This window comes from Maritalea mediterranea (assembly GCF_021568695.1).
In the GTDB taxonomy this organism is placed as follows: domain Bacteria; phylum Pseudomonadota; class Alphaproteobacteria; order Rhizobiales; family Devosiaceae; genus Maritalea; species Maritalea mediterranea.
In genome coordinates, this window is record NZ_JAKGTI010000003.1 from 386,091 (window position 1) to 407,299 (window position 21,209).

The 21,209-nt window shown below is 54.1% G+C and carries 17 protein-coding genes and 1 tRNA gene; 4 read left to right on the forward strand and 14 right to left on the reverse strand.

Going from position 1 to position 21,209, the window contains the following annotated elements; genetic code table 11:
* Positions 1-4: 4 nt before the first annotated feature.
* From L1I42_RS14770 to L1I42_RS14815, 10 genes are all read right to left on the reverse strand, one after another.
* Positions 5-367, reverse strand: coding sequence for a GFA family protein (locus tag L1I42_RS14770; RefSeq protein WP_236115453.1), 363 nt, complete (start codon positions 365-367; stop codon positions 5-7).
* The gene (flhA, locus tag L1I42_RS14775; protein ID WP_236115454.1) at positions 368-2,509 is read right to left on the reverse strand and encodes a flagellar biosynthesis protein FlhA; all 2,142 of its coding nucleotides are present in this window, start codon (positions 2,507-2,509) and stop codon (positions 368-370) included.
* Positions 2,510-2,527: 18 nt separating this feature from the next.
* A complete protein-coding gene (gene flbD / locus L1I42_RS14780; RefSeq protein WP_236115456.1) occupies positions 2,528-3,898 on the reverse strand; it encodes a sigma-54-dependent transcriptional regulator FlbD in 1,371 nt (456 codons plus the stop codon).
* Between the two features lie 10 nt (positions 3,899-3,908).
* Positions 3,909-4,277, reverse strand: a complete 369-nt coding sequence (gene fliN / locus L1I42_RS14785) for a flagellar motor switch protein FliN (protein WP_439651509.1) — start codon at positions 4,275-4,277, stop codon at positions 3,909-3,911.
* Entirely contained in the window at positions 4,278-4,991 is a 714-nt protein-coding gene (locus L1I42_RS14790) for a FliH/SctL family protein (RefSeq protein WP_236115458.1), read from the reverse strand.
* Between the two features lie 3 nt (positions 4,992-4,994).
* The gene (gene fliG, locus L1I42_RS14795; protein ID WP_236115459.1) at positions 4,995-6,062 is read right to left on the reverse strand and encodes a flagellar motor switch protein FliG; all 1,068 of its coding nucleotides are present in this window, start codon (positions 6,060-6,062) and stop codon (positions 4,995-4,997) included.
* 2 nt (positions 6,063-6,064) lie between these two features.
* Complete coding sequence (gene fliF / locus L1I42_RS14800; protein ID WP_369413106.1) at positions 6,065-7,699, reverse strand: flagellar basal-body MS-ring/collar protein FliF; 1,635 nt, start codon at positions 7,697-7,699, stop codon at positions 6,065-6,067.
* A gap of 224 nt (positions 7,700-7,923) precedes the next feature.
* Positions 7,924-8,202, reverse strand: coding sequence for a CtrA inhibitor SciP (gene sciP, locus L1I42_RS14805; protein ID WP_236115460.1), 279 nt, complete (start codon positions 8,200-8,202; stop codon positions 7,924-7,926).
* A gap of 147 nt (positions 8,203-8,349) precedes the next feature.
* Positions 8,350-9,027 (reverse strand): flagellar hook assembly protein FlgD, encoded by a 678-nt coding sequence (locus L1I42_RS14810; protein WP_236115462.1) that lies wholly within the window; start codon positions 9,025-9,027, stop codon positions 8,350-8,352.
* 9 nt (positions 9,028-9,036) lie between these two features.
* Positions 9,037-10,575 carry a flagellar hook-length control protein FliK gene (locus L1I42_RS14815; RefSeq protein ID WP_236115464.1) on the reverse strand — a complete coding sequence of 513 codons (1,539 nt, stop codon included), beginning with the start codon at positions 10,573-10,575 and terminating at the stop codon, positions 9,037-9,039.
* A 296-nt stretch (positions 10,576-10,871) separates the two neighbouring features.
* Between L1I42_RS14815 and mnmA the strand changes: the two genes are divergently transcribed.
* The gene (gene mnmA / locus L1I42_RS14820; RefSeq protein ID WP_236115466.1) at positions 10,872-12,011 is read left to right on the forward strand and encodes a tRNA 2-thiouridine(34) synthase MnmA; all 1,140 of its coding nucleotides are present in this window, start codon (positions 10,872-10,874) and stop codon (positions 12,009-12,011) included.
* 88 nt (positions 12,012-12,099) lie between these two features.
* Here mnmA and L1I42_RS14825 read toward each other — a convergent pair whose 3' ends face one another.
* Together L1I42_RS14825 and L1I42_RS14830 are read right to left on the reverse strand one after the other, a co-directional pair.
* Complete coding sequence (locus tag L1I42_RS14825; protein WP_236115468.1) at positions 12,100-14,010, reverse strand: putative bifunctional diguanylate cyclase/phosphodiesterase; 1,911 nt, start codon at positions 14,008-14,010, stop codon at positions 12,100-12,102.
* 192 nt (positions 14,011-14,202) lie between these two features.
* Complete coding sequence (locus L1I42_RS14830) at positions 14,203-15,081, reverse strand: LysR substrate-binding domain-containing protein (protein ID WP_236115469.1); 879 nt, start codon at positions 15,079-15,081, stop codon at positions 14,203-14,205.
* Positions 15,082-15,181: 100 nt separating this feature from the next.
* Between L1I42_RS14830 and L1I42_RS14835 the strand changes: the two genes are divergently transcribed.
* Entirely contained in the window at positions 15,182-15,886 is a 705-nt protein-coding gene (locus tag L1I42_RS14835) for an SDR family oxidoreductase (RefSeq protein WP_236115471.1), read from the forward strand.
* Positions 15,876-16,127: a DUF6552 family protein gene (locus L1I42_RS14840; protein ID WP_236115472.1), complete on the forward strand. Its 252-nt coding sequence runs from the start codon at positions 15,876-15,878 to the stop codon at positions 16,125-16,127. The genes L1I42_RS14835 and L1I42_RS14840 overlap by 11 nt, the downstream gene beginning before the upstream one ends.
* Positions 16,128-16,922: 795 nt before the next feature.
* Here the strand turns inward: L1I42_RS14840 and L1I42_RS14845 are convergent.
* Entirely contained in the window at positions 16,923-17,567 is a 645-nt protein-coding gene (locus L1I42_RS14845; RefSeq protein WP_236115474.1) for a YiaD family glycine zipper/OmpA-like lipoprotein, read from the reverse strand.
* 249 nt (positions 17,568-17,816) lie between these two features.
* Between L1I42_RS14845 and L1I42_RS14850 the strand changes: the two genes are divergently transcribed.
* Positions 17,817-17,893: transfer RNA gene (locus L1I42_RS14850), tRNA-Met, on the forward strand.
* A gap of 112 nt (positions 17,894-18,005) precedes the next feature.
* Here the strand turns inward: L1I42_RS14850 and L1I42_RS14855 are convergent.
* The gene (locus L1I42_RS14855) at positions 18,006-21,206 is read right to left on the reverse strand and encodes a type I restriction endonuclease subunit R (protein WP_236115475.1); all 3,201 of its coding nucleotides are present in this window, start codon (positions 21,204-21,206) and stop codon (positions 18,006-18,008) included.
* Positions 21,207-21,209: the final 3 nt, after the last annotated feature.

Here is a 21,209-nt window from a genome sequence, read left to right on the forward strand (position 1 = left end):
TGCCCTAATCCAGATGCGTCCACGTATCCGCGCCGTCGAAATGGCGGACGCGGATGCTGTTGATCACGTCGAGATCGGCCATGTTCAGATTGACGGCCATGCGGCTTTCGCCCGGGGTAGCCAGTTGCTGCCACAGGATTGAGGTGCCGCATGTGTTGCAGGTGCGGAAGTCCAGTTCCATATCGCCGTGCGAGTAGGAGATGCTGGTACTGTCGTTCAGGCCTTTAAGCTTGATGTTGCTGGCGTCTGAATAAATCCACAAAGTGCCCAAGCGGCGGCAGATCGAGCAATTGCAGCGATTGGCATATGGCGGGGTGTCGTTAAACTCATAGGAGATTTGGCCGCAATGGCAGGTGCCCTTGATCATTTAGATGCTCCCGATGGTTTTCAGCTTGGCGCGGGGATGCACTTCGTTCTGGCTCATCACCACCGTTTGTGGCCGGAAACGCTCGATGATGGAGCGCACATGCGGGCGAATGGAAGGTGAGGTGATCAGTACAGGCAATTCACCCACTTGCGCGGCTTCTTCAAAGGCCTGCTGCACTGCCTGAATAAATTCATGCAGGCGGGAGGGGGCCATGGCCAGATGGCGCTCGCTGCCTTCACCCACCATGGCGTCGGCAAAGTCGCTTTCCCACCCGTGGGAGAGTGTGATGATGGGCAAATTGCCATCGGGCCCGGAATTGGACGCGCACAATTGTCGGGCGAGGCGGGTGCGCACATGTTCGGCCATTTGCTTGGCACTGGCGGCGCTGCCAGCCACTTCGGCGATGCCTTCGAGTATGGTGGGCAGGTCGCGAATGGAAACGCGTTCTGCCAACAAAATTTGCAGCACACGCTGGATGCCGGATACGGAAATCAGGTTGGGCACAATATCGTCCACCAGCTTTTGCTGGTCTGCTGGCAAATTGTTCAACAGTTCCTGCACATTGGCGTAAGACAGCAGGTCAGACACATTGGCCTTCAAAATTTCGGTCAAATGGGTGGAGATCACCGAGGCCGGGTCGACGATGGTATAGCCCTTGATCTCCGCTTCATCGCGCAGGCCGCTATCGATCCAGGTGGCGGGCAGGCCGAATGTGGGCTCAATGGTGTGGGTGCCGGGCAGGTCGATCTGATTGCCCATCGGGTCCATCACCATATATTGGCTGGGATAGACTTCACCGCCGCCGGAATCTACTTCCTTGATCCGCACCACATATTGGTTGGGCTCAAGCTGCATATTGTCGAGAATGCGCACAGAAGGCATCAAAATGCCCATATCGGTGGCCAACTGGCGGCGCAGGGCTTTGATCTGCTCAGTCAGGCGGTCGGTGCCGGTTTCGTCCTCTTTCACCATGGACAAAAGCCCATAGCCCAGCTCCAGCTTCAATTCGTCCATCTTCAGCGCGTCGCGGATGGGCGGTTCCTTGGCGGCGGTTTCTTTTTCCTCAACCTCTTTGGCCGTTGTTTCGGCCAGCACATCAGCTTCTTTCTTGTCGATTATGCTGCGGGAGCGATAGGCGAGATAGCCCATGCCGCCTGCCAAGGCCAAGAAGGGCAGGGCCGGCATGCCCGGCAGAATGGCCATGATGGCCATGACACCTGCGGTCATGCCCAAGGCGCGCGGGTAGCCGGTGAACTGTTCGGCCAGGGCCTGGTTGGCGCTGCCGGTGACGCCGGCTTTAGAGACCAGCAAGCCTGCCGCAGTGGACACGATCAGCGCCGGGATTTGTGAGACAAGGCCATCGCCCACGGTCAGCAAAGTATAATTGTTGGCCGCTTCATTGAGCGACAATTGCTGTTGTCCGACCCCGATGATGATGCCCGCAATGATGTTGATGAAGGTAATCAATAGGCCCGCAATCGCGTCACCGCGTACGAACTTTGAGGCACCGTCCATCGCCCCGAAAAACGAGCTTTCATCTTCCAGATCCTTGCGGCGCTTGCGGGCCTGGTCTTCGTCGATAAGGCCAGCGGAAAGATCGGCGTCAATCGCCATCTGCTTGCCGGGCATGGCATCAAGGGTGAAGCGGGCCGCCACTTCGGCGATCCGGCCGGAGCCTTTGGTGATCACGATAAAGTTCACAATGATCAGGATGGCAAAGACAATGATCCCGATCACAAAATTACCCTGCATCACAAAGTTGCCGAAGGCTTCAATGACATTGCCTGCCGCGTCGGTGCCCAAATGGCCATTCGCCAGGATCAGCCGGGTCGAGGCGAGGTTAAGCGCCAGCCGCATCATGGCGGCGATCAGCAACACTGTGGGGAAGGCCGAGAACTCCAGCGGCGTGCGGATAAACAAGGTGGTCATCATAATGAGCACAGAGAACACGATGGAAACCGCCAACAGCATATCGAGCATGATGGCGGGCATCGGCATGATCAGCACCACAAGGATGAAGATGATGCCAAAGGCCAGGGCAAAATCGCCCTGACGCAACAATTCAATCATGCGGCCGATCGAAGGCAGGCTGCGTGAAGGGGCTGTTTGGTCAGCTTGTTGCGTGGTTTGGCTGTCGCTCATTTAGGGTATGGCCTTTGATTATGCTGCGCTGCCGCGATTCTCACCGGGCGCGGGAATGAGTTCCCCATCTTGAGCATATTGGTTGAGCTTGTTGCGCAAGGTTCGGATAGATATCCCCAGAATGTTGGAAGCATGGGTGCGATTGCCCAGGCAATGGTCAAGCGTATCGAGGATCAATTCCTTTTCCACATCGGCCACGGTGCGGCCCACCAAAGCGCGCGCGGCGGTCTCCGCCGTTTGCGCGGCCTGTGCGGCAATATTGTTGGCTTCTGCCGCTTCGGCCAGTCCGGTGCCATCCGGCAGACGGATGGATTGCACATCAATCTCATCTTCGGTGGCCAGCAAAACGGCGCGGTGCAAAGTGTTTTCCAGTTCGCGCACATTGCCCGGCCATGGGGCGCGCAGCAATTCTTCACGCGCCTCTTGTGACAATGGCCGTTCGTCCACGCCATTGGCTTGGGCATATTTTTTGATGAAGTGATCGGCCAATACCGGAATGTCGCCGGGGCGTTCGCGCAGGGCGGGAATTTTCAAATTCACCACATTGAGGCGGAACAGCAAATCCTCGCGGAACTGCCCATCTTTCACGCTTTGCGCCAGATCGCGGTTGGAGGTGGCGAGAATGCGAATATCCACCGGCACTGGTTTGTTGCCGCCGACACGGTCGATTACCCGTTCTTGGATGGCGCGCAGCAATTTGGCTTGCAGGCGAATGTCCATTTCGGAAATCTCGTCCAGCAGCAATGTGCCACCATTGGCTTCTTCAAATTTGCCGATCCGGCGACCCACCGCGCCGGTAAAGGCGCCTTTTTCGTGGCCGAATAGTTCTGATTCCAGCAAATTGTCGGGGATGGCCGCGCAGTTGATCGAGATAAACGGCTTTGCCGCGCGCTTGGAATGGGCGTGCACATATTTGGCAATCACTTCCTTACCGGTGCCGCTTTCGCCAGTGATCAACACGCTGGCATCAGACGGGGCAATCTGATCGGCCAGCTTGACCAACTTGGCCATTGAAGGGTCGCGGTGAATAAAGTCGGAATTTTCCTGTGCGACCGCCTGAATGATCGCGGCGATCAGCTCGGCGTCCGGGGGCAGCGGGATATATTCTTTGGCGCCGGCGCGAATGGCGTTCACGGCGGCGGCGGCATTGGTTTCGGTGCCGCAGGCCACCACGGGAATGTGAATGCGTTCGGCTTCAAGTGCCGCCAACAAACCGGGAATATCGGCCATCACATCGGCCAGCAGCAAATCAGCGCCGCGCCCGGCCCTAAGGCTCGCCATGGCCACGTCAATGCTTTCAGCATGGGCCACTTTTGCCCCGCCTTGCATGGCCAGTTTGGTCGCTTCGCTCAATTGGCCTTCGAGTGCACCAATAATCAGAAGTCGCATTTTGTCACCCCTAGTTCGCCTTGATAATTTCGGTCATGGTGATGCCGAGCTTGTTCTCGACCAATACAATTTCACCACGCGCCACCAGGCGATCGTTTACATAAATATCAATGGCCTCGCCCACTTGGCGATCCAACTCCACAATGGTTCCTGTATCCATCTGCAACAATTTGGCGACCGGCATGCGGGTGCGGCCCAAAACGGCTGAGATGCGTACAGGAACGTCAAACACGGCCTCAAGATCCGCCGCGTTTTTATCGTCGTTGCCGCCTTCGTCGCGCGCACTATCGTCGGGACGTTGCTGCATTTCCTCCAGCTCATTCGCCATGTCGGCAAGAGATGGGCCATCATTTTCAACTGGATCGTCCGTATCGCTCATTTAAACTTCCTCTCCAATCAACATGTCAGCATTGGGCAATTCATCTTGAATTGTCTCTTGCTGCTGCGCGGTTGTATTGGCCGTTTCAGGGTGGGGATCCCGCCCGGTTTTTGCCCTGACATACTGGGCCACTTTGTCTTCAATCTGCTGGGCGATGGCATCAAATTCACGCACCAGCCCGCCATCAGACCATTCAATGCGGCAATCGCCCATTGGAATGTCCGGCTCGCCTAGAATAATAAGGCGGCCTTCAAAGCCTGCATTGGCGGCATGTTCTTCGGCAATTTGCTTGATGTGCTCGCTCAATTCTTCATTGCAGCGTATGGCCACATGGCCTGGCCGCGTCAAGGTGGATAGGCAGTCTGCCAACAGCGCCTTTATTTCTGTGTCTGGCTGGGCCGCCACCAGGTGGCTGGCCAATTTTTTGCCCACGCTTGCGCCCATTTGGGCGGCATTGGCCAAATGCTCTTTTTGCGCATTGTCCATGGCGGCATTAAAGGCATTGCCTTGTGCTGCCAGACTTTGGGTCGCGGCCACCAATTGCTGTAGCGCCTGGGTTTGAGCACTTTCCTCCCCTTCGGCATAGCCGGCGGCATGCCCTTCAGCGCGAGCTCTTTCGAGCATTTGGTTGAGTTGTCGATCCTCAATCAATTGCGTGTCGCGTGTGGCCTTGGACAGGTCGAGATCAAAATTGAATTTTGCGGGTTGCGCCATCATCTATCCAATCATCTCTTCTTCATTGCCGCCTTTGGCGATCACGATTTCGCCTTTGGCAGCCAGATCTTTGGCCAGATTGACCATGCCGGATTGGGCCTCATCCACATCCTTAAGCCGCACAGGTCCCATGGCATCCATATCGTCGCGCATCATCTTGGCGGCGCGCGCAGACATATTGGCCAAGAACTTTTCTTTGGTTTCGTCGTTTGCGCCTTTCAAGGCGAGAGTCAGCAATGGTTTTTCCACTTGCTGCAACACGGTTTGGATGGCGGTGCCGTCCAAATTGCCCAGATCCTCGAAGGTAAACATCAAAGCCTTAATGCGCTCGGCAGACTCCAAATTGCGTTCTTCCAAGGCGGTGAGGAAGCGGGCTTCTGTCTGGCGGTCAAAGGCGTTGAAGATGTCAGCCATTTGTTCGTGGCTGTCGCGACGGCGCGTATGCGACAGGGTCGACATAAACTCTGTGCGCAAGGTGTTTTCGATCTTCTCGACGATTTCTTTTTGCACGGGTTCGATGGCCAGCATGCGCTGGATAACATCCAGGGCCAGATCATCGGGCAAATTGGCCAACACTTTCGAGGCGTGCTCTGTGGAGATTTTGGTCAAGACCACCGAGATGGTTTGCGGATATTCGTTTTTCAAAAAGCTCGCCAGCACGTCTTCTTGCACATTGGAGAGTTTTTCCCAGATGTTCCGACCGGCCGGACCGCGGATTTCTTCCATAATCATGTCCACCCGTTCTTGCGGCAGGAAGGACAGCAGCAACCGCTCGGTGGAATCCACATTGCCGGCCAGATCGCCATTGGTGGTCAGGCTGGTGATGAACTGCACGAAAAGCGTGTCGAGCATGTCTTGGGTAATCGGCCCCAATTGTGACATGGCGCGCGAGAGCTGACGGATCTCAATATCATCCAACTCTTTGAAAATCGGTTTGCCATAGTCTGGTCCCAACGCCAAAAGCAAGACGGCAGCCTTCTCGTCTCCCGCCAGCTCCCGCTGGTTGGCATCTGCTTCAACAACCAATTGTTGTTGTTGGTTCGCCAGTTCTGTGCTCGGTGTTTCGGCCATATTTATGCTGCTTGGTTCAACCAGTTACGGATAATCATGGAGGCTTGTTTGGGGTTCTCTTCAACAAGCGCGCCTACTTTTTCAATTGCCTGGATTTGGGCATGTCCCATGCTTTGCACTTCGTCCAACCAGGCATCTTTGGCGGTGTTGCCGCGTGAATTTCCGTCGTCGCCATCGCCTGCTTCGGCTCTGGCTTTTTCAGCGGCGGCTGCTTCGGCGGCGGCCATTAATAAAGGCGTTTGATCTTCAGGCTCCAGCACCCGTTTGACCAAAGGCCGCATCACGAAGAACACCAGTGCTAGGGCAATCAATAATGTAACAGCCATCTCGATGGCGGCAAACAGATCGTCACGGGTAAAGTCAAAAATGCTTGATTCAGATGGTTCAAAATTTAATTCTGGCCGCTCTGCAAACTGCATATTGACCACTTCCACCTGGTCGCCGCGATCTGCGTCATAGCCGATGGCGGAGTTGACCAAGTTGCGGATCTGGTTGATTTCGTCCTGCGGCCGTGGGGCATAAGTTGCATTGCCTTCAGGTGTGGCTTCATAAACACCGTCAACAACCACTGCCACCGACAAACGCTTGATTGCACCAGCTTCGATGATTTCAGTTTCAGTTACTTTGGAGATCTCATAATTGATGGTTTCCTCGGTGGTTGAGGACTGCTCAGAGCTGCCGCCATTTTCGCCTGCGTTCTGCGTCGCACCTGGCAATTCATTGGCCACAGAAACCTGGCCATTATTGGCCGGACCCTGGGCTTCGTTGGCCAGTTCGCGGGTTTGCGCTGAACGGATCACTTGGCCATTTGGGTCAAAGCTTTCAGACGTACGTGTCAGTCGGTTCATATCGAGTTCGGCGCTGACTTGCACACGTGCACGACCGGCACCCACCACATTTTCCAAAAGGTCCTCGAGGCGGTTGCGCAAGCGGCTTTCCACAGCCAGGGTGCGCTCCTCAATGGCGGTGGTCAGCATAGATTCTTCATCGCCCTGGGAGCCGGCGGCCAGCAACTTGCCGGCATTGTCGACAATGGACACCATGTTGGGGCTCAACCCGTCAACCGCTGAAGCCACGAGGTGTTGGACGGAGCGGATTTCGCCGGTAGAGAGCACGCCCCGTACTTCCAAAACGATGGAAGCAGAGGGTTGCTTGGCTTCACGACGGAACAGTTCACGTTCGGGCAGGACCAAATGCACGCGGGCAGATTTGACCCGTGCCAAAGAGGAGATAGTGCGGGCCAACTCGCCTTCAAGGGCACGCAAATGGTTCACATTTTGCACAAAGCTTGTGGCGCCAAGGGTGTTTTGTTGATCAAAGATTTCATAGCCGACTTGGCCGCGGCTGGGCAGGCCACTTTCGGCCAGTTGCATGCGGATGGTGGTGATCTGGTCACGGGGCACGGAAATGGCTTCACCATCTCCCTTGATCTCAAAGGGAATGCCCATGGCCCGCAATTCTTTTGTGATCGCTGCCGAGTCATCAAAGGACAAGCCTGTGTAGACTGGCGCCATTTGAGGCGTGGACACACGAAAGATCAGAAAGGCGAAAAAGCCGATCATGAGCACCGCCGTCACAGCCATTGCTGCCACCCGCGCCAATCCCATCCTCGCCAAAATCGCTGAAAAACTATTCACTATACCACCCGCATTACAAATGTCTGATTCGGTGGGAACTGAAGCAAAACCCCACTGGGCAAAAATTACCTAGCAGAAGGTAAACATTGTATTAACCATTCGGGCAAAGTGCATTAATTTGGGAAAAAAGTGGATTTATCAACAAAAAGCCCGCCAAAAATGGCGGGCTTTTTAAGGCGTTCGTTAAGCAGCCGGGCGAAATCTGCCGGGCTTAACTCACTGTGTTAAGATTCACGATAATGTTGCACCCAAGTGGTGCGCAAACCGGCCAAGCCATGCTTGTCGATGGAGGCTTGCCAGTTCAGAAATTCGTCAACGCTTAAGGTGTAGCGGGTGCAGGCCTCTTCGAGACTCAGCAAACCACCACGTACCGCGGCAACGACTTCTGCTTTTCGACGGATCACCCAACGCTTGGTATCGGTTGGGGGAAGATCGGCAATTGTTAACGGGCTGCCATCTGGCCCGATGACATATTTTACTCGAGGACGCATCTGTGCGGTCATTTTACTCACTACTCAAACCTGACCAAAAACTAATAGAGCCAGACTAGCCTGATGCTCTTAAAATTTGCCTAAGGCCTTGGTCAGATTTGATTAAGAGTTGAGAAAAATGCCGCAAACGCGCTCACTTAGCGGGTTTGGTGGCGATCGTTATGCAGGTAAGCCCACCTTGGCCACCGCAGACATTTCCACTTTTGTCCCATTTACGACCAGAATGGGGTCGCCGCCCGCAAAGTCCACCGTCTCCACCATTCCGGCTGTCATGGTGTAGTGGTCAATTTTGCCGCCATTGCTGTCCAACGCCTCGATCGCGATGGAATATTTGCCCTCGGGGGCGAGGGTGCCATCGTTGGTCTTGCCATCCCAAGTGTAATCATTTTCACCTGATTCTAATGGGGCCTTTTCGGTAAAGACCACCGCGCCAGCGCTGTTTTTGATGGTGATGGTGGCCTCGGCCGCATCGCGCGTCATGCCATAGGTCCAAGTCGCATTGCCATCTTTGAGGTCTGCCTTATCAGAGAAAGCGGTGACCTGCTTGCCAATATAAGACACAGCTTGAGAGGAGATGTTTTGCTGATTGGTCGAGATCAGGGCTTCCAAAAACTCATTGGTTTTGAGTTGCTGCTCAACGCCGGTGAACTCCACCATCTGCGACGTGAACTGGTTGGTGTCCAGCGGGTCAAGCGGGTTCTGGTTTTTCAATTGCGTGGTCAGGATCGACAAGAAGGTGTCGAAATTCTCAGCAATGGTTTTGCGTGAGCTGGCCAGTTCTGACTGTCCTGTCCCATTGCCGACGCCTGCCGCAGCAGATTGTGCGGGTAAAACCATATTATCCTCCTAAACCCAAAGGTTTAATCCATCCGGTCGCGCTGTGCCGCGCAACACCAGAGATGGGTTGTCATTAATGTTGGCCGTTGTGGCGCCTTCGGCGTCATTGTCGCTGTTCAGTCCGGCAAGTTGACCATCCTCTTGCTGACCGGGCTGTTGACCCTGGCCGTCGTTCTGGTCTTTCAGCGAGAATTGCAGATTGGCCTTATCGGTGTTCAGACCAGCCTGTTGCAAGGCCCGTTCAAGGGCGCGCTGGTCGCGTTGCAAGAGGTCGAGCGTTTCGGCGCGTTCCACTGTCAAACGCGCCGTTACATTCTTGCCATCCATTTCGAGCTGCACATCAATCTTGCCCATTTCAGGGGGATCAAGGCGAATTTCAAACCGTTGGGCGCCATTGCGGATCTGCCGTACAACTTCAAACGCCATGGCGGGTAGATTGATCTGCTTTTGTGGCGCTTGTTGATGGGCCGCTCGATCAATCTGGATATGGGTCTGTTGTTGCTGCTCGCTGCGCTGGAGATTCAAAATCTTGTCGGTGGCGGTCTCGGTGGTGTCCAGCTCACTGGCCAGCTTGGCAGACTGGGCGAAGTTGGCCGCGGCCTGCTGGTTGGTATAGCGCTGATCCGCCATCAGTTTGTTTTCTGCCGCCGCCTTCAGGCTTTGGCCAAACTCTGCCTTTTGTTCGCCGCCACCGCTTTCAAGCGCGGCGTTGATCAGATTAGAGCTGGACCCGTTTTGCAGCGCCTTTTTGGTCCCGGCAATCTCACCACCAGTCAGCAATTTGGCCATGGGGTCGCCATTCGCTTCACCATCGCCTGCGTTGCCATTTAGGCCTGCCAGTTGATCGGTCTTCTTATCGATCAGCTTCGCTATTGCGGCCTGGGCCGGTTCGGGTAGCTTTTCTGACAATTTGTCCAGCCGCTCCATCATTTGCTGAATGTTGAGCGAAAGCTTGGCATTGTCGCTTTGCGACATAGGCTGCTCGCTATCCACGAGGAGTGGGGCCAGCTCTCCAGCAGCTGCTTGGGGGCCGGCGCTGGTTTTCTGGCCCGGCATTTGGGGCGTAAAATCGCCCAGCAACGTGTCCAACCGTGACAGGAGTTTGCCCAATTGCATCAGATTGCCGGGTCCCTTGTCGCCTTCCGCCTGGCGCAGGGCGCCAAACTGGTCGGCAAACATGCCCATGGGCAGCGTGCTGGCGACATCATAGCGTTTGGGGTGGTTGTTGATGGTGGCGGCCAATTCGGCAAAGGCCTCCTGGGCTTTGTTGATCTGCTGCGGGTCGGGCACCAGCAAGGCATCAAAAGCAGCCGCGAGGGGTTCTAATGCCTCTTTCAGCTTTTCAAGTGCCGCCTTGATCTTTGCGGTGTCCAGCGCCAACTCGCCATTGGCGTTTAACGGACCAAGCTCACCCTGCAGGCTCACAGCGGCACGTAAATTGCTTTTGTCGCCGCCCATAAGCGCGCCCAAAATCGCTTCGAAGCCAGAGCTGCCTTCACCTTCCATAGAGGCTTCAGCGCTCATTTTGCCACCGAGAAAATCAATCATTGATGTTTGTTGTTGACCAATTTGCACGACCGTACCCACTTTAAATAGAGATATCCGTAGGTCTGGATGCAAATAATGGGCCAGTTTTACTTGTTTCGATAAGTCTATGAAATTATTAAATAAAAATAAAATTAGATGGTTGGGCGACTTGTTCACTTGTTGCCCGGCGGCAGAATTGGCCGTCCCATTGGGCATTTCTTGCCGGGCGGCGGCATCAAAATGATTGAATATGGTCGCGCTGGCTGCTAAAAGCCCATGCTTATCCGTTGGCCCTTAACCCCAATTAGGATGGAAAAATGAATTCTCTGGGTATTGATAAACCCGTCAAGGACACCCGCGTTGTGGTGGCCATGTCGGGCGGCGTGGACAGTTCGGTTGTGGCCGGGCTTATGGCGCGCGAAGGTTATGATGTCATTGGCATCACCTTGCAACTTTACGATCATGGCGAAGCGATTCACCGCAAGGGCGCGTGCTGTGCCGGGCAGGACATTCACGACGCCCGCCGGGTGGCGGCCTCTTTGGGCATTCCCCATTATGTCTTCGATTATGAAAGCAAGTTCCGCGAAAGCGTGATTGATGATTTTGCCGACAGCTATTTGCGTGGCGAAACGCCGATCCCGTGCGTCAAATGCAATCAGACCGTGAAATTTCAGGATTTGCTGGCAGCTTCGCGCGAATTGAATGCAGATGTGCTGGTCACCGGCCATTATATTCAATCGCGGCAAAGCAATGGGCAATATTCGCTTTATCGTCCGATCGATCACAGCCGCGACCAAAGTTACTTTTTGTTCGCCACCACGCAAGAGCAACTCGATTATCTGCGCTTTCCTCTGGGCGGCATGACCAAGGATGAAGTGCGCGACATTGCCCGCGATATGGGCTTGGTGGTGGCCGAAAAGAGCGACAGCCAGGATATTTGCTTTGTGCCCAATGGCAATTATGCGCAGATCATCCAAAAGCTGCGCCCCGAAGCCATTGACCCGGGCGAGATTGTGCATCTGGATGGCCGCGTACTCGGCGAGCACAAAGGCATTATTCACTTCACCATCGGCCAACGCCGGGGTTTGGGCATTTCTGCCGGCGAACCGCTTTATGTGGTCAAGCTGGAGCCGGAAACCAAGCGCGTGATTGTCGGGCCTTATGAAGCATTGGCCACCCGTTCGGTAAAACTGAAGCAGGTCAATTGGCTTGGTGGCATCAGCCTTGATGATATTGAGGAGATGGGGCCGATCAACATCGAGGCCAAAGTGCGCTCTACCCGTCCGCCACAGCCCGCTCGCTTGAGCGTTAAAAATGGCGAAGTGGAAGTGGAGCTGGTGGCCGGTGAACATGGTGTGTCCCCCGGCCAGGCCTGCGTCTTTTACGCTGACGACAGCGCGCACAGCCAAGTGTTGGGCGGCGGCTGGATCGACCGCGCCATCAGCGCCGCGGCTTAAACCTGAATTATCTCTCCCCTCAGGGGGAGGGATAAAGGACAGTGTGTTGTTGAGCCTCAAGCGGCGCTGCTGCGCCAGGTCCTTTCCCTCAACTCACGGAAGAATAAAGATCACTTGATGCGGTCAGCACAGTGTTCATATCATTGGTCCGCAGCCACCGGACTGCTTTATTTAACGACATCGGACGCGCCACGCCATAGCCTTGAATAACCGAGCCGCCGATCTGGTGCAGGAAATCAGCCTGTTCAAGATATTCAACGCCTTCAGCAATGACATTTAAATTCAGATCCTTGCAAAGATTGACAACAGATTTCACAATCACTTGTGCGGTTTGATCGTGGGGTGTCTCCTGCACCAGCGCGCGGTCAACCTTAACACCGTGGATTTTCAGCCGCGCCAGGTTGGTCAGCCCGGAATAACCGGTGCCAAAGTCGTCCAGCTCAACGGCAAACCCAGCCTCATACAGCGCGTTTATTGACCGTGTTGTTGCATTGTCGTTGTTTTCAATCAGGATCGTTTCGAGCACCTCGATGGCGAGATTTTTGGGGTTGAGGCCGCGCTGTTCAACTTCCCACTTCAATTCGTCAACATATTCGGGCCGGTTCAGCATTTGGGCAGAAACGTTCATCGACATGCGCAAATTCGGAAAACCGGCGTCATGTAATGTACACAGCGCATCAAGCGCTCCCTTTCGGGCGATCGCATCCACCTCCACCAGACGGCCATTCTTTTCAGCAACACCTAGGAATTCATTTGCTGCAAGCAAACCCCTTTGCGGGTGATGCCACCGTATGAGCGCCTCAAAGCCGGTGACTGTTCTGGTGGAAAGGTCGAATTGCGGCTGCAAAACAACCCCAAGCTGATTGCTGGCAATCGCCTCAGATAATGAGGCGGAAAGCTCGGTGCGGCGCGACACGATTTCCCCGATCTTATCGGTGTAGGAGAGGAAGTCGTTTCGACCGCTATTTTTCACTTCGTAAAGCGCGGCGTCGGCCTGCTTGATCAGCTCTTCCTTCTCCCGCGTGCCTTCATTGGACAAGGCAATGCCGATACTCGACCCGAGGACAATTTTTTTATCGTCCCACGGGATTGGCTTGCGCAGATCAGCGATCATCCGCTTGGCCATTTTTTCAAGAACCGGAAAACCTGAAACGCCAGGACAAACAATGATAAACTCATCGCCGCCAAACCGGGAAACCAGATCGTGACTTCGTGTGTGGGTGTTCATAACATTGGCGGCGTGCACCAAAACGGCGTCGCCTGCCGCGTGCCCGAGCACGTCGTTCACTTCCTTAAAGTGATCCAGATCGATATGCAAAATGCCCACTTCGCCGTTTTCGGCGCCTGCCTCTTGCAGGGCATCAGAGAGGAAATTGTCAAGTTTCATGCGGTTGGGCAGGCCGGTGAGCACATCATGTTCCGCCCTGAACTGAGATTCCTCTTTGGCGCGCTTCAAACTTTCCTCGCGTTCAATCTGCTCGGTGACATCGCGGGCAATGACGATAATTTTCGGATCGCGTGAGCCTTCATATTCGACCACGGCAAAGCTCAACTGGTTCCAGAAATATTCGCCGTTTTTGCGCACATTGCGAACGGTCTCCACCGAGTCGAGAATGCCAGAATCTATGTCATATTTGAACGCTGCAATGCTTTCGGCAGACATTGCATTTTCGGGCGGCAACAGCAGCTCTTGGGGCTTTCGTCCCCGCAATTCTTCGGCACTATATCCTGTCACACGGGAATAGGCGGGGTTGGACCATTCAATATAAGCGTTGATATCTTGAATGAGCAGCCCATCACTCGCATGACGCGCGATCATTTTCATCACCGCATTTTCGTCCTTCGCCAGCTCCAGCGCCTGCGTGAGGCGCTCGATCTCAGACTTGCACCGGTCCGCGCGTGTGAACTTGCGCCCAGCAAGATAACCACATCCAAGCGCTGCCAGCACGATGGCCAAACCAATCACTGACGATAAGAACACCGATATCTCCACCGTCACCTAACCTTCCCAAACCCCTCATTTGCTGATCATTCAGGGTGAAGCGCTGGTCTGAAATTTGGGTAAAGCGTTGTGTAAATCTAGTGGTGTGGTTACTGGGAGGTTAAGTGGATGGGGGGTGGCAATGGCAGCTTTGCGGACCTTGCTGCCGTTGGAGAGAATGATCCAAATTACCGCATTCAATCAACGTTCTCAGATATCATCAGCAGAGCGTGACATGAGCCAAGCCACGACGTTAGCCACCGACTCATTGTTTTTGGCAGTTCGCGGCATGAGGACATAGAAGTCATTTTTATCCGCGTCCCAGGCTGCGCCAACCTCGACTAAACGTCCGGCTTCAAGGTCATGAGTCACCAGAAAACGGCTTACCAAGGCTACACCTTGCCCTGCGATGGCTGCATCGACCGCAAGCGACGTTTGGTTCAGATGAAGGTGCCGAGTAGTCTGGTCCTGCACACCCAAATGTGCAAGATAGCTTGGCCATAGATCGTGAGTGTCATGGATTTTCGGCTCGTTAGCGAGAGTTTCTGAATCAAGAAGATTATCGCCTTTATCCGCAAACTTGGGCGCGGCCACTGCGATTAGCGACTGTTTGAACAAAAGCATTGCATCCAAAGATGCGCCAAACGGCGGAGATCCTTGGCGTACTGCGAGGTCTATTCCGTCGCTATGGAAGCTAGAAACTTTTTCCGTGGCCATAATCCGCAAATCGATATTTGGGCAAACTGCCGTGAACTCTGGTAGGTTGGGGATCAGCCATTTTGCAGCAAAGGTTGGCGTGACGCTGATAACGACTTTGTCCGGCTCTGGTTTAAGTTCAGCTGTTGCAGATCGAATATCTGCGAAAACCGCAGTGATACGGTTATGGAAGCTGCGTCCAGCCGATGTGAACCTCAGCCCCTTCGGCACCCGTTCAAACAAGACCACATTGAGATGTGCTTCGAGTTGGCGCACTTGTTGCGCAACGGCGCCTTGCGTGACACCTAATTCTTCGGCAGCGGAGCGGAAACTGAGGCGACGGCCCGCTGCATCAAAAGCACGCAAACTGTTAAGTGGCGGGAGTTCAGTCATCCTGCGATAGTATTTCTATTGTCATGTAACATAATCTCTCAATCGAATTTATTCATTTCCCACACTATATAATTGGCCGAAACTCGAAAGGATACCAAAAATGACAGTAGAAAAAGTGGCATTGATTACAGCAGGCGGCAGCGGCATGGGTGCGGATGCGGCTCGCAAATTGGCGGAAGATGGGTTCAAAGTTGGTATCCTATCCTCCTCCGGCAAGGGCGAAGAACTTGGCAACAAACTTGGCGGCTTTGGCGTAACTGGTTCCAACCTTGATGGTGAAGCGCTTAACGCTTTAGTCGAGGGTGCGAAAGATCGATGGGGCCGCATCGATGTCTTGGTAAACTCTGCGGGCCATGGACCAAAAGGACCAGTGCTCGAAATCAGCGACGACGATTGGCATCAAGGGATGGAAGTCTACCTTATGAACGTAATCCGTCCAACCCGGCTTGTCACACCTACGATGCAGGCGCTTGGCGGCGGGGCAATCATCAACATCTCAACGTTTGCGGCGTTCGAACCCGACCCAATTTTTCCAACGTCAGGTATCTTCCGCGCCGGGCTTGCCGCATTCACGAAGCTCTTTTCGGACAAATATGCGTCAGAGAACATTCGCATGAACAATGTCCTTCCTGGCTTCATCGACAGCTTGCCTGAAACCGAGGACCGCAAGGCGCGTATACCCATGGGACGTTACGGTTTCGCTTCGGAAGTGTCTTCTCTCATTGCGTGGCTCGCCTCAGAAGATGGTGGTTACATGACAGGACAAAACCTGCGCATCGACGGAGGGTTAACCCGTGCAGTCTGATACCGTGGCCCTCGTATCACCGCGCGAACGCCTTGTCTTTTCGGTTAAGTGGGGCGCATCCGCCGTTCAGATCATGGGATACACCGCGACAGGATTTGGCTGGACGCCTTGGAACCTCTACCTGTTTCTCATTGGTGTTGTGGGGTGGTTCGCCGTCGGCGCACTATGGAATGATAAGGCGCTCATGCTTGTCCATCTTGTCGCGCTTGGCGCAATGATTGCCGGTATGGCAAGCAGTTGACAATTGAGAACAGCCATCCGGGTATTGAGCAACATTCGGTAGGTATGGGCTCAAAGCTGTCACTTGCAGTAATCAGTCGATTATTGACCTCCAACAGAAGCCAATGGAGCGGCGAACTCTGCTTGGTTCCACGACCATTCAATGCTGCGCCCCGGCCTACAACGGCCCGGCCAAAAGTTGGCCGAGTCCGATGTGCTCGTCTCTCTTCTTCCTTTATGCTGGTGACCGAGACAACCACGCCACCAGGGCCGCCCCGGACTTGATCCGGGGTCCATGCAGCGGGGGTGGTTTGGCACCGCATATATAAGGGAAAAACGGAGGATATTTCCCACTTTTTTAGCCAAAATCCAATAAAATCAGCCACATAACTTTTTCTTATCAGCGGTCTTTCCGCCCATGATATGATGTCTTCATCTTCTTTGAAGCTTTGCGGCCTGCTGACGGGCAGGGGGAGCGAAGGGATATCCTTTAAAAGAAGAGATGGGTCGTGCTTTCGGACGCGGGGCGCGCGGAGACAGATGTCGGTTTTACCGGACACCGAAGGTTGCTTTTGCCTTTTGGGCAAGAGCAGGGGCTATTGGGTCAGCACCCCGAAAACGGTCTGTTTTTGGCAAAAATCCATAATGTGGGGCGATCAGGGTCTCATTTTTTTAGCGCAAAGAGGAGATGCTTGATCGCCTCACATCCGCATCTGCGCGTCTGATGGGCCGCGCAGTACTTTGGCGTGCCTGATCGCAACAAAAAACGCCCCGCACGCGGGGTGCAGGGCGTTGATCAATCGATTAGGCTCACCCGCTAGGTTAATGGTGAGATTTGGATTTCCACCCGGCGGTTTTGCGCCCGGCCACTCTCTGTGGCGTTTGAGGCAATTGGGCGAGACTCGCCGTAGCCGGTCACATAGATGCGACGTGGGTCTACACCGCGGCCCGACACATAATTGGCCACGGACATGGCGCGCCGGTTGGACAGCTCCAGGTTATATTGGTCAGAGCCAGTGGAATCGGTGTGGCCATAAACATCAACCAGTGTCTTTGGGTATTTCTGCAAGACAGCCGCCACTGAATTTAGGGAGCTGTAGAATTGCGGTTCTACGTTAGACTGGTCTGTCTGGAAGGTGATGTTGGCGGGCATATTCAGGATGATCTGGTTGCCCTGGCGGGTCACGGTGACGCCGCTGTCGGAGAGGCTGGCGCGCAATTCCGCTTCCTGACGATCCATGTAAGCGCCAACGCTGGCACCGGTGAGGGCGCCCAGACCTGCCCCAACCAGCGCGGCTGTGCGGGCGTCCTTATTGGCGACCGACGCATAGACCAGGCCGGCGACAGCACCGGCAGCCGCGCCGCCTGCACCACCTTTTACGGCATTGGAGTCCCACCCTGTTGTCGTGCAGGCCGAAAGGCTGAATGCTGCGACAGTTGCGAGTACAAATTCTTTCTTCATATTGGCCTCAGTTTGCTGGCAAAATCTATCGTTATGTTAAACTATAATGCGGCAGGAAAAAGATGGTTCAATGCGTTGCACCGCTTTTTTGCCTCCAGAAACATACCGCGCCGCGGGAGGGTGGGAAATAAGTTGAGAAATGTCAAATTTCTTGGCCGATTGCAGCTTGACATGAAGGCTCGCCCCGCATTATATCCCCGGCAGCAAAGCGAAACAGCTTTGTTCTATCTTTCTAGATATGTCTTTCGGGGCGGGGTAGCTCAGTTGGTTAGAGCAGCGGAATCATAATCCGCGTGTCGGGGGTTCAAGTCCCTCTCCCGCTACCATTTTTCAATGAAATCAATGGGTTGTGTGGTTTGTTTGGTCATCGTTTTTGATGTGCTGAGACCATGTTTTCTTGTGGCGCAGTTTTGACCAAACCTTATACCGGACCGGTGATTATTGCATATCGATATTGTCGGCGCTTTGCATGATCCAATCATAAGTGCGCTCGACTTTTCGATTCCAAATGGTTTCTTCGTAGGCAGCTGGAAGTAAGTCCAGTGCTTCTCGGATTTTTGCGCGCACCGCGGCCCGTGCTTTTTCACGGAGCTGCCAGTCAAGCGCCTCCACCTCGGACTTAACCTTGTGAAGAACATCACTGGCAACCTTCTTCACCAGTTCCCGTTCATCATCACTCAATTCCGGACCCGGGTTGGTCAGTAGATCGAATATCGCTAATTCTTCTTCTGCCAATCCTTCACGCACATGGCGGCGCTCTTCGTCATCCAGTGTGCTTAAGAACTCAAGCAGACGATTTACAAACTCTTCGGCTTCCATATTCCCGGTATTGTACTCTGCCACCAAAGCTTCAAACCTGGCGACCAGAGTTGAACGGATGGGGTTGCGCGATGCCATCGCAGCCACTTGTGCGCCAACAGCTGTGCGCAGTTTTTGCGCCCTGGTCTGCACGGCTTCATCTTTTTTATCAGTGCGCAATTTATTAATGTCGAGCTTGCTTAGATCTACACGGCCTGTTTCGTCGTCGTTTTCCCTGATTGCAGTTGTGATTTGCACGCTTTCAATTACATCGTCCAGCATTGACTGGATGGCCAACTCAATGTCTGAAATGTCGACTTGTCCTCGGTCAGCCTTGAGGCACTTGGAAAGAAACCGTAGGACCATGACGCGGGCTTGTTCAGCCTGTGCGCGCGGATCGGGCAACGCCGACGTAAACAGTCCCCAAACATGTTTTTCATGTGCCAAGAACGTTTTGGCCACATCGTCGTTCAGATTGAGTGCGTCACGCGCTTTGTTGATCGCTGCTTGTCGGTCAAAGCCTCTGGTTTTTTGGATTGCTGCCAAGTCTGCGTGATGTGATGATGCGAACTTCTCGGCTTCGTCCAAAGCGTTTGTAAGGTTATTAATCAGCTCCCCGATATCTTCAATGGGTGTCTTGTCGCCGATTTCAGGGGTAACATATACCTCCAGAGCTTCTTGAAGCTTACGGAATATACCAACATAGTCGACGATCAGCCCGGCAGATTTGCCTTCGGCTGTGCGGTTTGCCCTTGCGATTGTTTGCATAAGCGTATGGTTGCGCATGGGTTTGTCGAGGTAAATGGTGGAGCAGGTAGGCACGTCAAAGCCGGTAATCCACATGGCACAAACAAATATCAGGCGGAGCGGATCTTCGTCAGCTTTGAAACGGTCATCGAGGTTTTCATCGAGAATGCGTTTGCGATAGGGCCGGATATCGATGTCGTATTTTTCCAGATCAGCAATTTCATTCTGGCTTTGGCTCACCATCACAGCCATGTCGGTCTCGCGCATAAATTTGAGCTTGTCGAGGTCGCCTTCTGATGGCTCCTTTAGAGCCTCCAGGCGCTTGATTTCCAATGCCCAATGATGCTGTACCTTTTCATACATTCTGACCGCTGTTGCTTTATCCAGTGCGACAAACATGCCTTTTCCGCGGAAGCCTCGGGCCGGAAAGTGTTTGACCACGTCAGCTGCGATTTTATCCAAGCGGTCGTCTCTCGTCAGTATGTGATAGCGCCTGCCCATGCGGCGCTCCAACGCTTTTTCCTGCTCTTCATCCAGGTCTACATCGTCCAGCAGTTCGCCCAATTTTTGATCCAGATCGTCGACCTTGAGTTGAAGCTCGGGTATGCGATTTTCGTAATAAAGAGGAACGGTGGCGCCATCCTTGACGGACTGGGCAAAGTCATAAACTGAGACGTAGTCACCGAAGACCTCACGGGTCTTCTGCTCACCCGCCATAAGTGGTGTGCCGGTAAAGCCAATGAAATTGGCGTTAGGCAGTGCCGAACGCATATTTGCGGCGAAAGTCGCATATTGAGATCGGTGGGCTTCGTCAACAATCACCACAATGTCGTCGCGCTCGGATAACACGCCTAGTGGCTCTAACTGGTCGTCGCTGGCAAATTTTTGGATCAGCGTGAACATAAATCGTTCATTGCCTTCCAATAGCTCACGCAAATGTTTGCGCGTTTGCGCCTGCACGCTTTCTGTGCGTTTCTCCAGTAGGCCGCATTCGGCGAAGGTTTGGGCGATTTGGTCGTCGAGTTCGGTGCGATCGGTCACAACAATAAAGGAAAGGCCGCCGCGCATTTTGCGCAAGGCTTTGCGGGCAAAAAACACCATGGAAAGTGACTTGCCAGATCCTTGGGTGTGCCAAAAAACACCAATTTTACCACCATTGTCTTGGCGATTTTCCAGATTGGCGATTGCGCGGTTGACGCCGATCATCTGGTGGTTTTGCGCGACCTTTTTGATAAGGCCGCTCTTCTCATCCTGAAAGACTGTGAAGTTTTCCACCATGTCGAGCAGGGCCGCAGGTGTGCAGGCGGCGCGGATGGCGCGTTCTAAGGAGACCTGGCCCGGTTCATCCTCGCTTAAACGCTTCCATTGGCGGAAGTGGCGCCAGGGCGCGTCAAAGGCGCCAATGCGCGTGTCTGTGCCGTTTGATAGCAACACAAATCCATTGCCATTAAACACATGTGGGATGGCATCTTTATAGTCTTTCAGATTGCCGGAATGGGCATGCTGCACATTGACGTTCATGCCCTTAAGCTCAATGAATAGCAGTGGTATGCCATTTACAAAGCCAACAAGGTCCGCGCGGCGCGAATGTGTTTCAGAGCCAAACCAAACTTCCTCTGCGAGCAAAAAATCGTTCTCTTCGATGTTGCGCCAATCGATGACGCGGGCGGTTTTGGTTTCACTTTCACCGCGGGCGTTGCGCGTGGGAACGGGGATACCGTCGCGCAATAACATCATTACATCGCGGTTGGCGGCATAGGGTGCGAGGCCGAGGCGTGGTCGGGTAATTGCGCGATAGGCGTGATCTAGCGCATCCTGGGTCAGTTCAGGGTTGAGCTTTGTTAGCGCGCTGCGCTGCCGCCCAGGCAGCCACCATTCGCGCGGGTACCAGCCTTGTGTTTCAGATTTTTCGCGATGCAGGCTGCGGCCCTGCATCAGCGTGTCATCTTCAAATTCGCGTTGCAGGTTGAGCGTGGTCCAGCCCAAATCGGCAAAGAGCTCGACCGCCGGCTTTTGCACCAACGCATCCTCAGAGAAGCCGTCGCCATAATCTGGCGTGAGCTGCTCATAAAGGATGTCTGTTGGCTCGCTCATTAC

Coding starts and splice junctions, on each gene's coding strand:
- L1I42_RS14770 (WP_236115453.1), bottom strand. CDS start 367: ATGATCAAGGGCACCTGCCATTGCGGCCAAATCTCCTATGAGTTTAAC.
- flhA (WP_236115454.1), bottom strand. CDS start 2,509: ATGAGCGACAGCCAAACCACGCAACAAGCTGACCAAACAGCCCCTTCA.
- flbD (WP_236115456.1), bottom strand. CDS start 3,898: ATGCGACTTCTGATTATTGGTGCACTCGAAGGCCAATTGAGCGAAGCG.
- fliN (WP_439651509.1), bottom strand. CDS start 4,277: ATGAGCGATACGGACGATCCAGTTGAAAATGATGGCCCATCTCTTGCC.
- L1I42_RS14790 (WP_236115458.1), bottom strand. CDS start 4,991: ATGGCGCAACCCGCAAAATTCAATTTTGATCTCGACCTGTCCAAGGCC.
- fliG (WP_236115459.1), bottom strand. CDS start 6,062: ATGGCCGAAACACCGAGCACAGAACTGGCGAACCAACAACAACAATTG.
- sciP (WP_236115460.1), bottom strand. CDS start 8,202: ATGACCGCACAGATGCGTCCTCGAGTAAAATATGTCATCGGGCCAGAT.
- L1I42_RS14810 (WP_236115462.1), bottom strand. CDS start 9,027: ATGGTTTTACCCGCACAATCTGCTGCGGCAGGCGTCGGCAATGGGACA.
- L1I42_RS14815 (WP_236115464.1), bottom strand. CDS start 10,575: ATGATTGATTTTCTCGGTGGCAAAATGAGCGCTGAAGCCTCTATGGAA.
- mnmA (WP_236115466.1), top strand. CDS start 10,872: ATGAATTCTCTGGGTATTGATAAACCCGTCAAGGACACCCGCGTTGTG.
- L1I42_RS14830 (WP_236115469.1), bottom strand. CDS start 15,081: ATGACTGAACTCCCGCCACTTAACAGTTTGCGTGCTTTTGATGCAGCG.
- L1I42_RS14835 (WP_236115471.1), top strand. CDS start 15,182: ATGACAGTAGAAAAAGTGGCATTGATTACAGCAGGCGGCAGCGGCATG.
- L1I42_RS14845 (WP_236115474.1), bottom strand. CDS start 17,567: ATGAAGAAAGAATTTGTACTCGCAACTGTCGCAGCATTCAGCCTTTCG.
- L1I42_RS14855 (WP_236115475.1), bottom strand. CDS start 21,206: ATGAGCGAGCCAACAGACATCCTTTATGAGCAGCTCACGCCAGATTAT.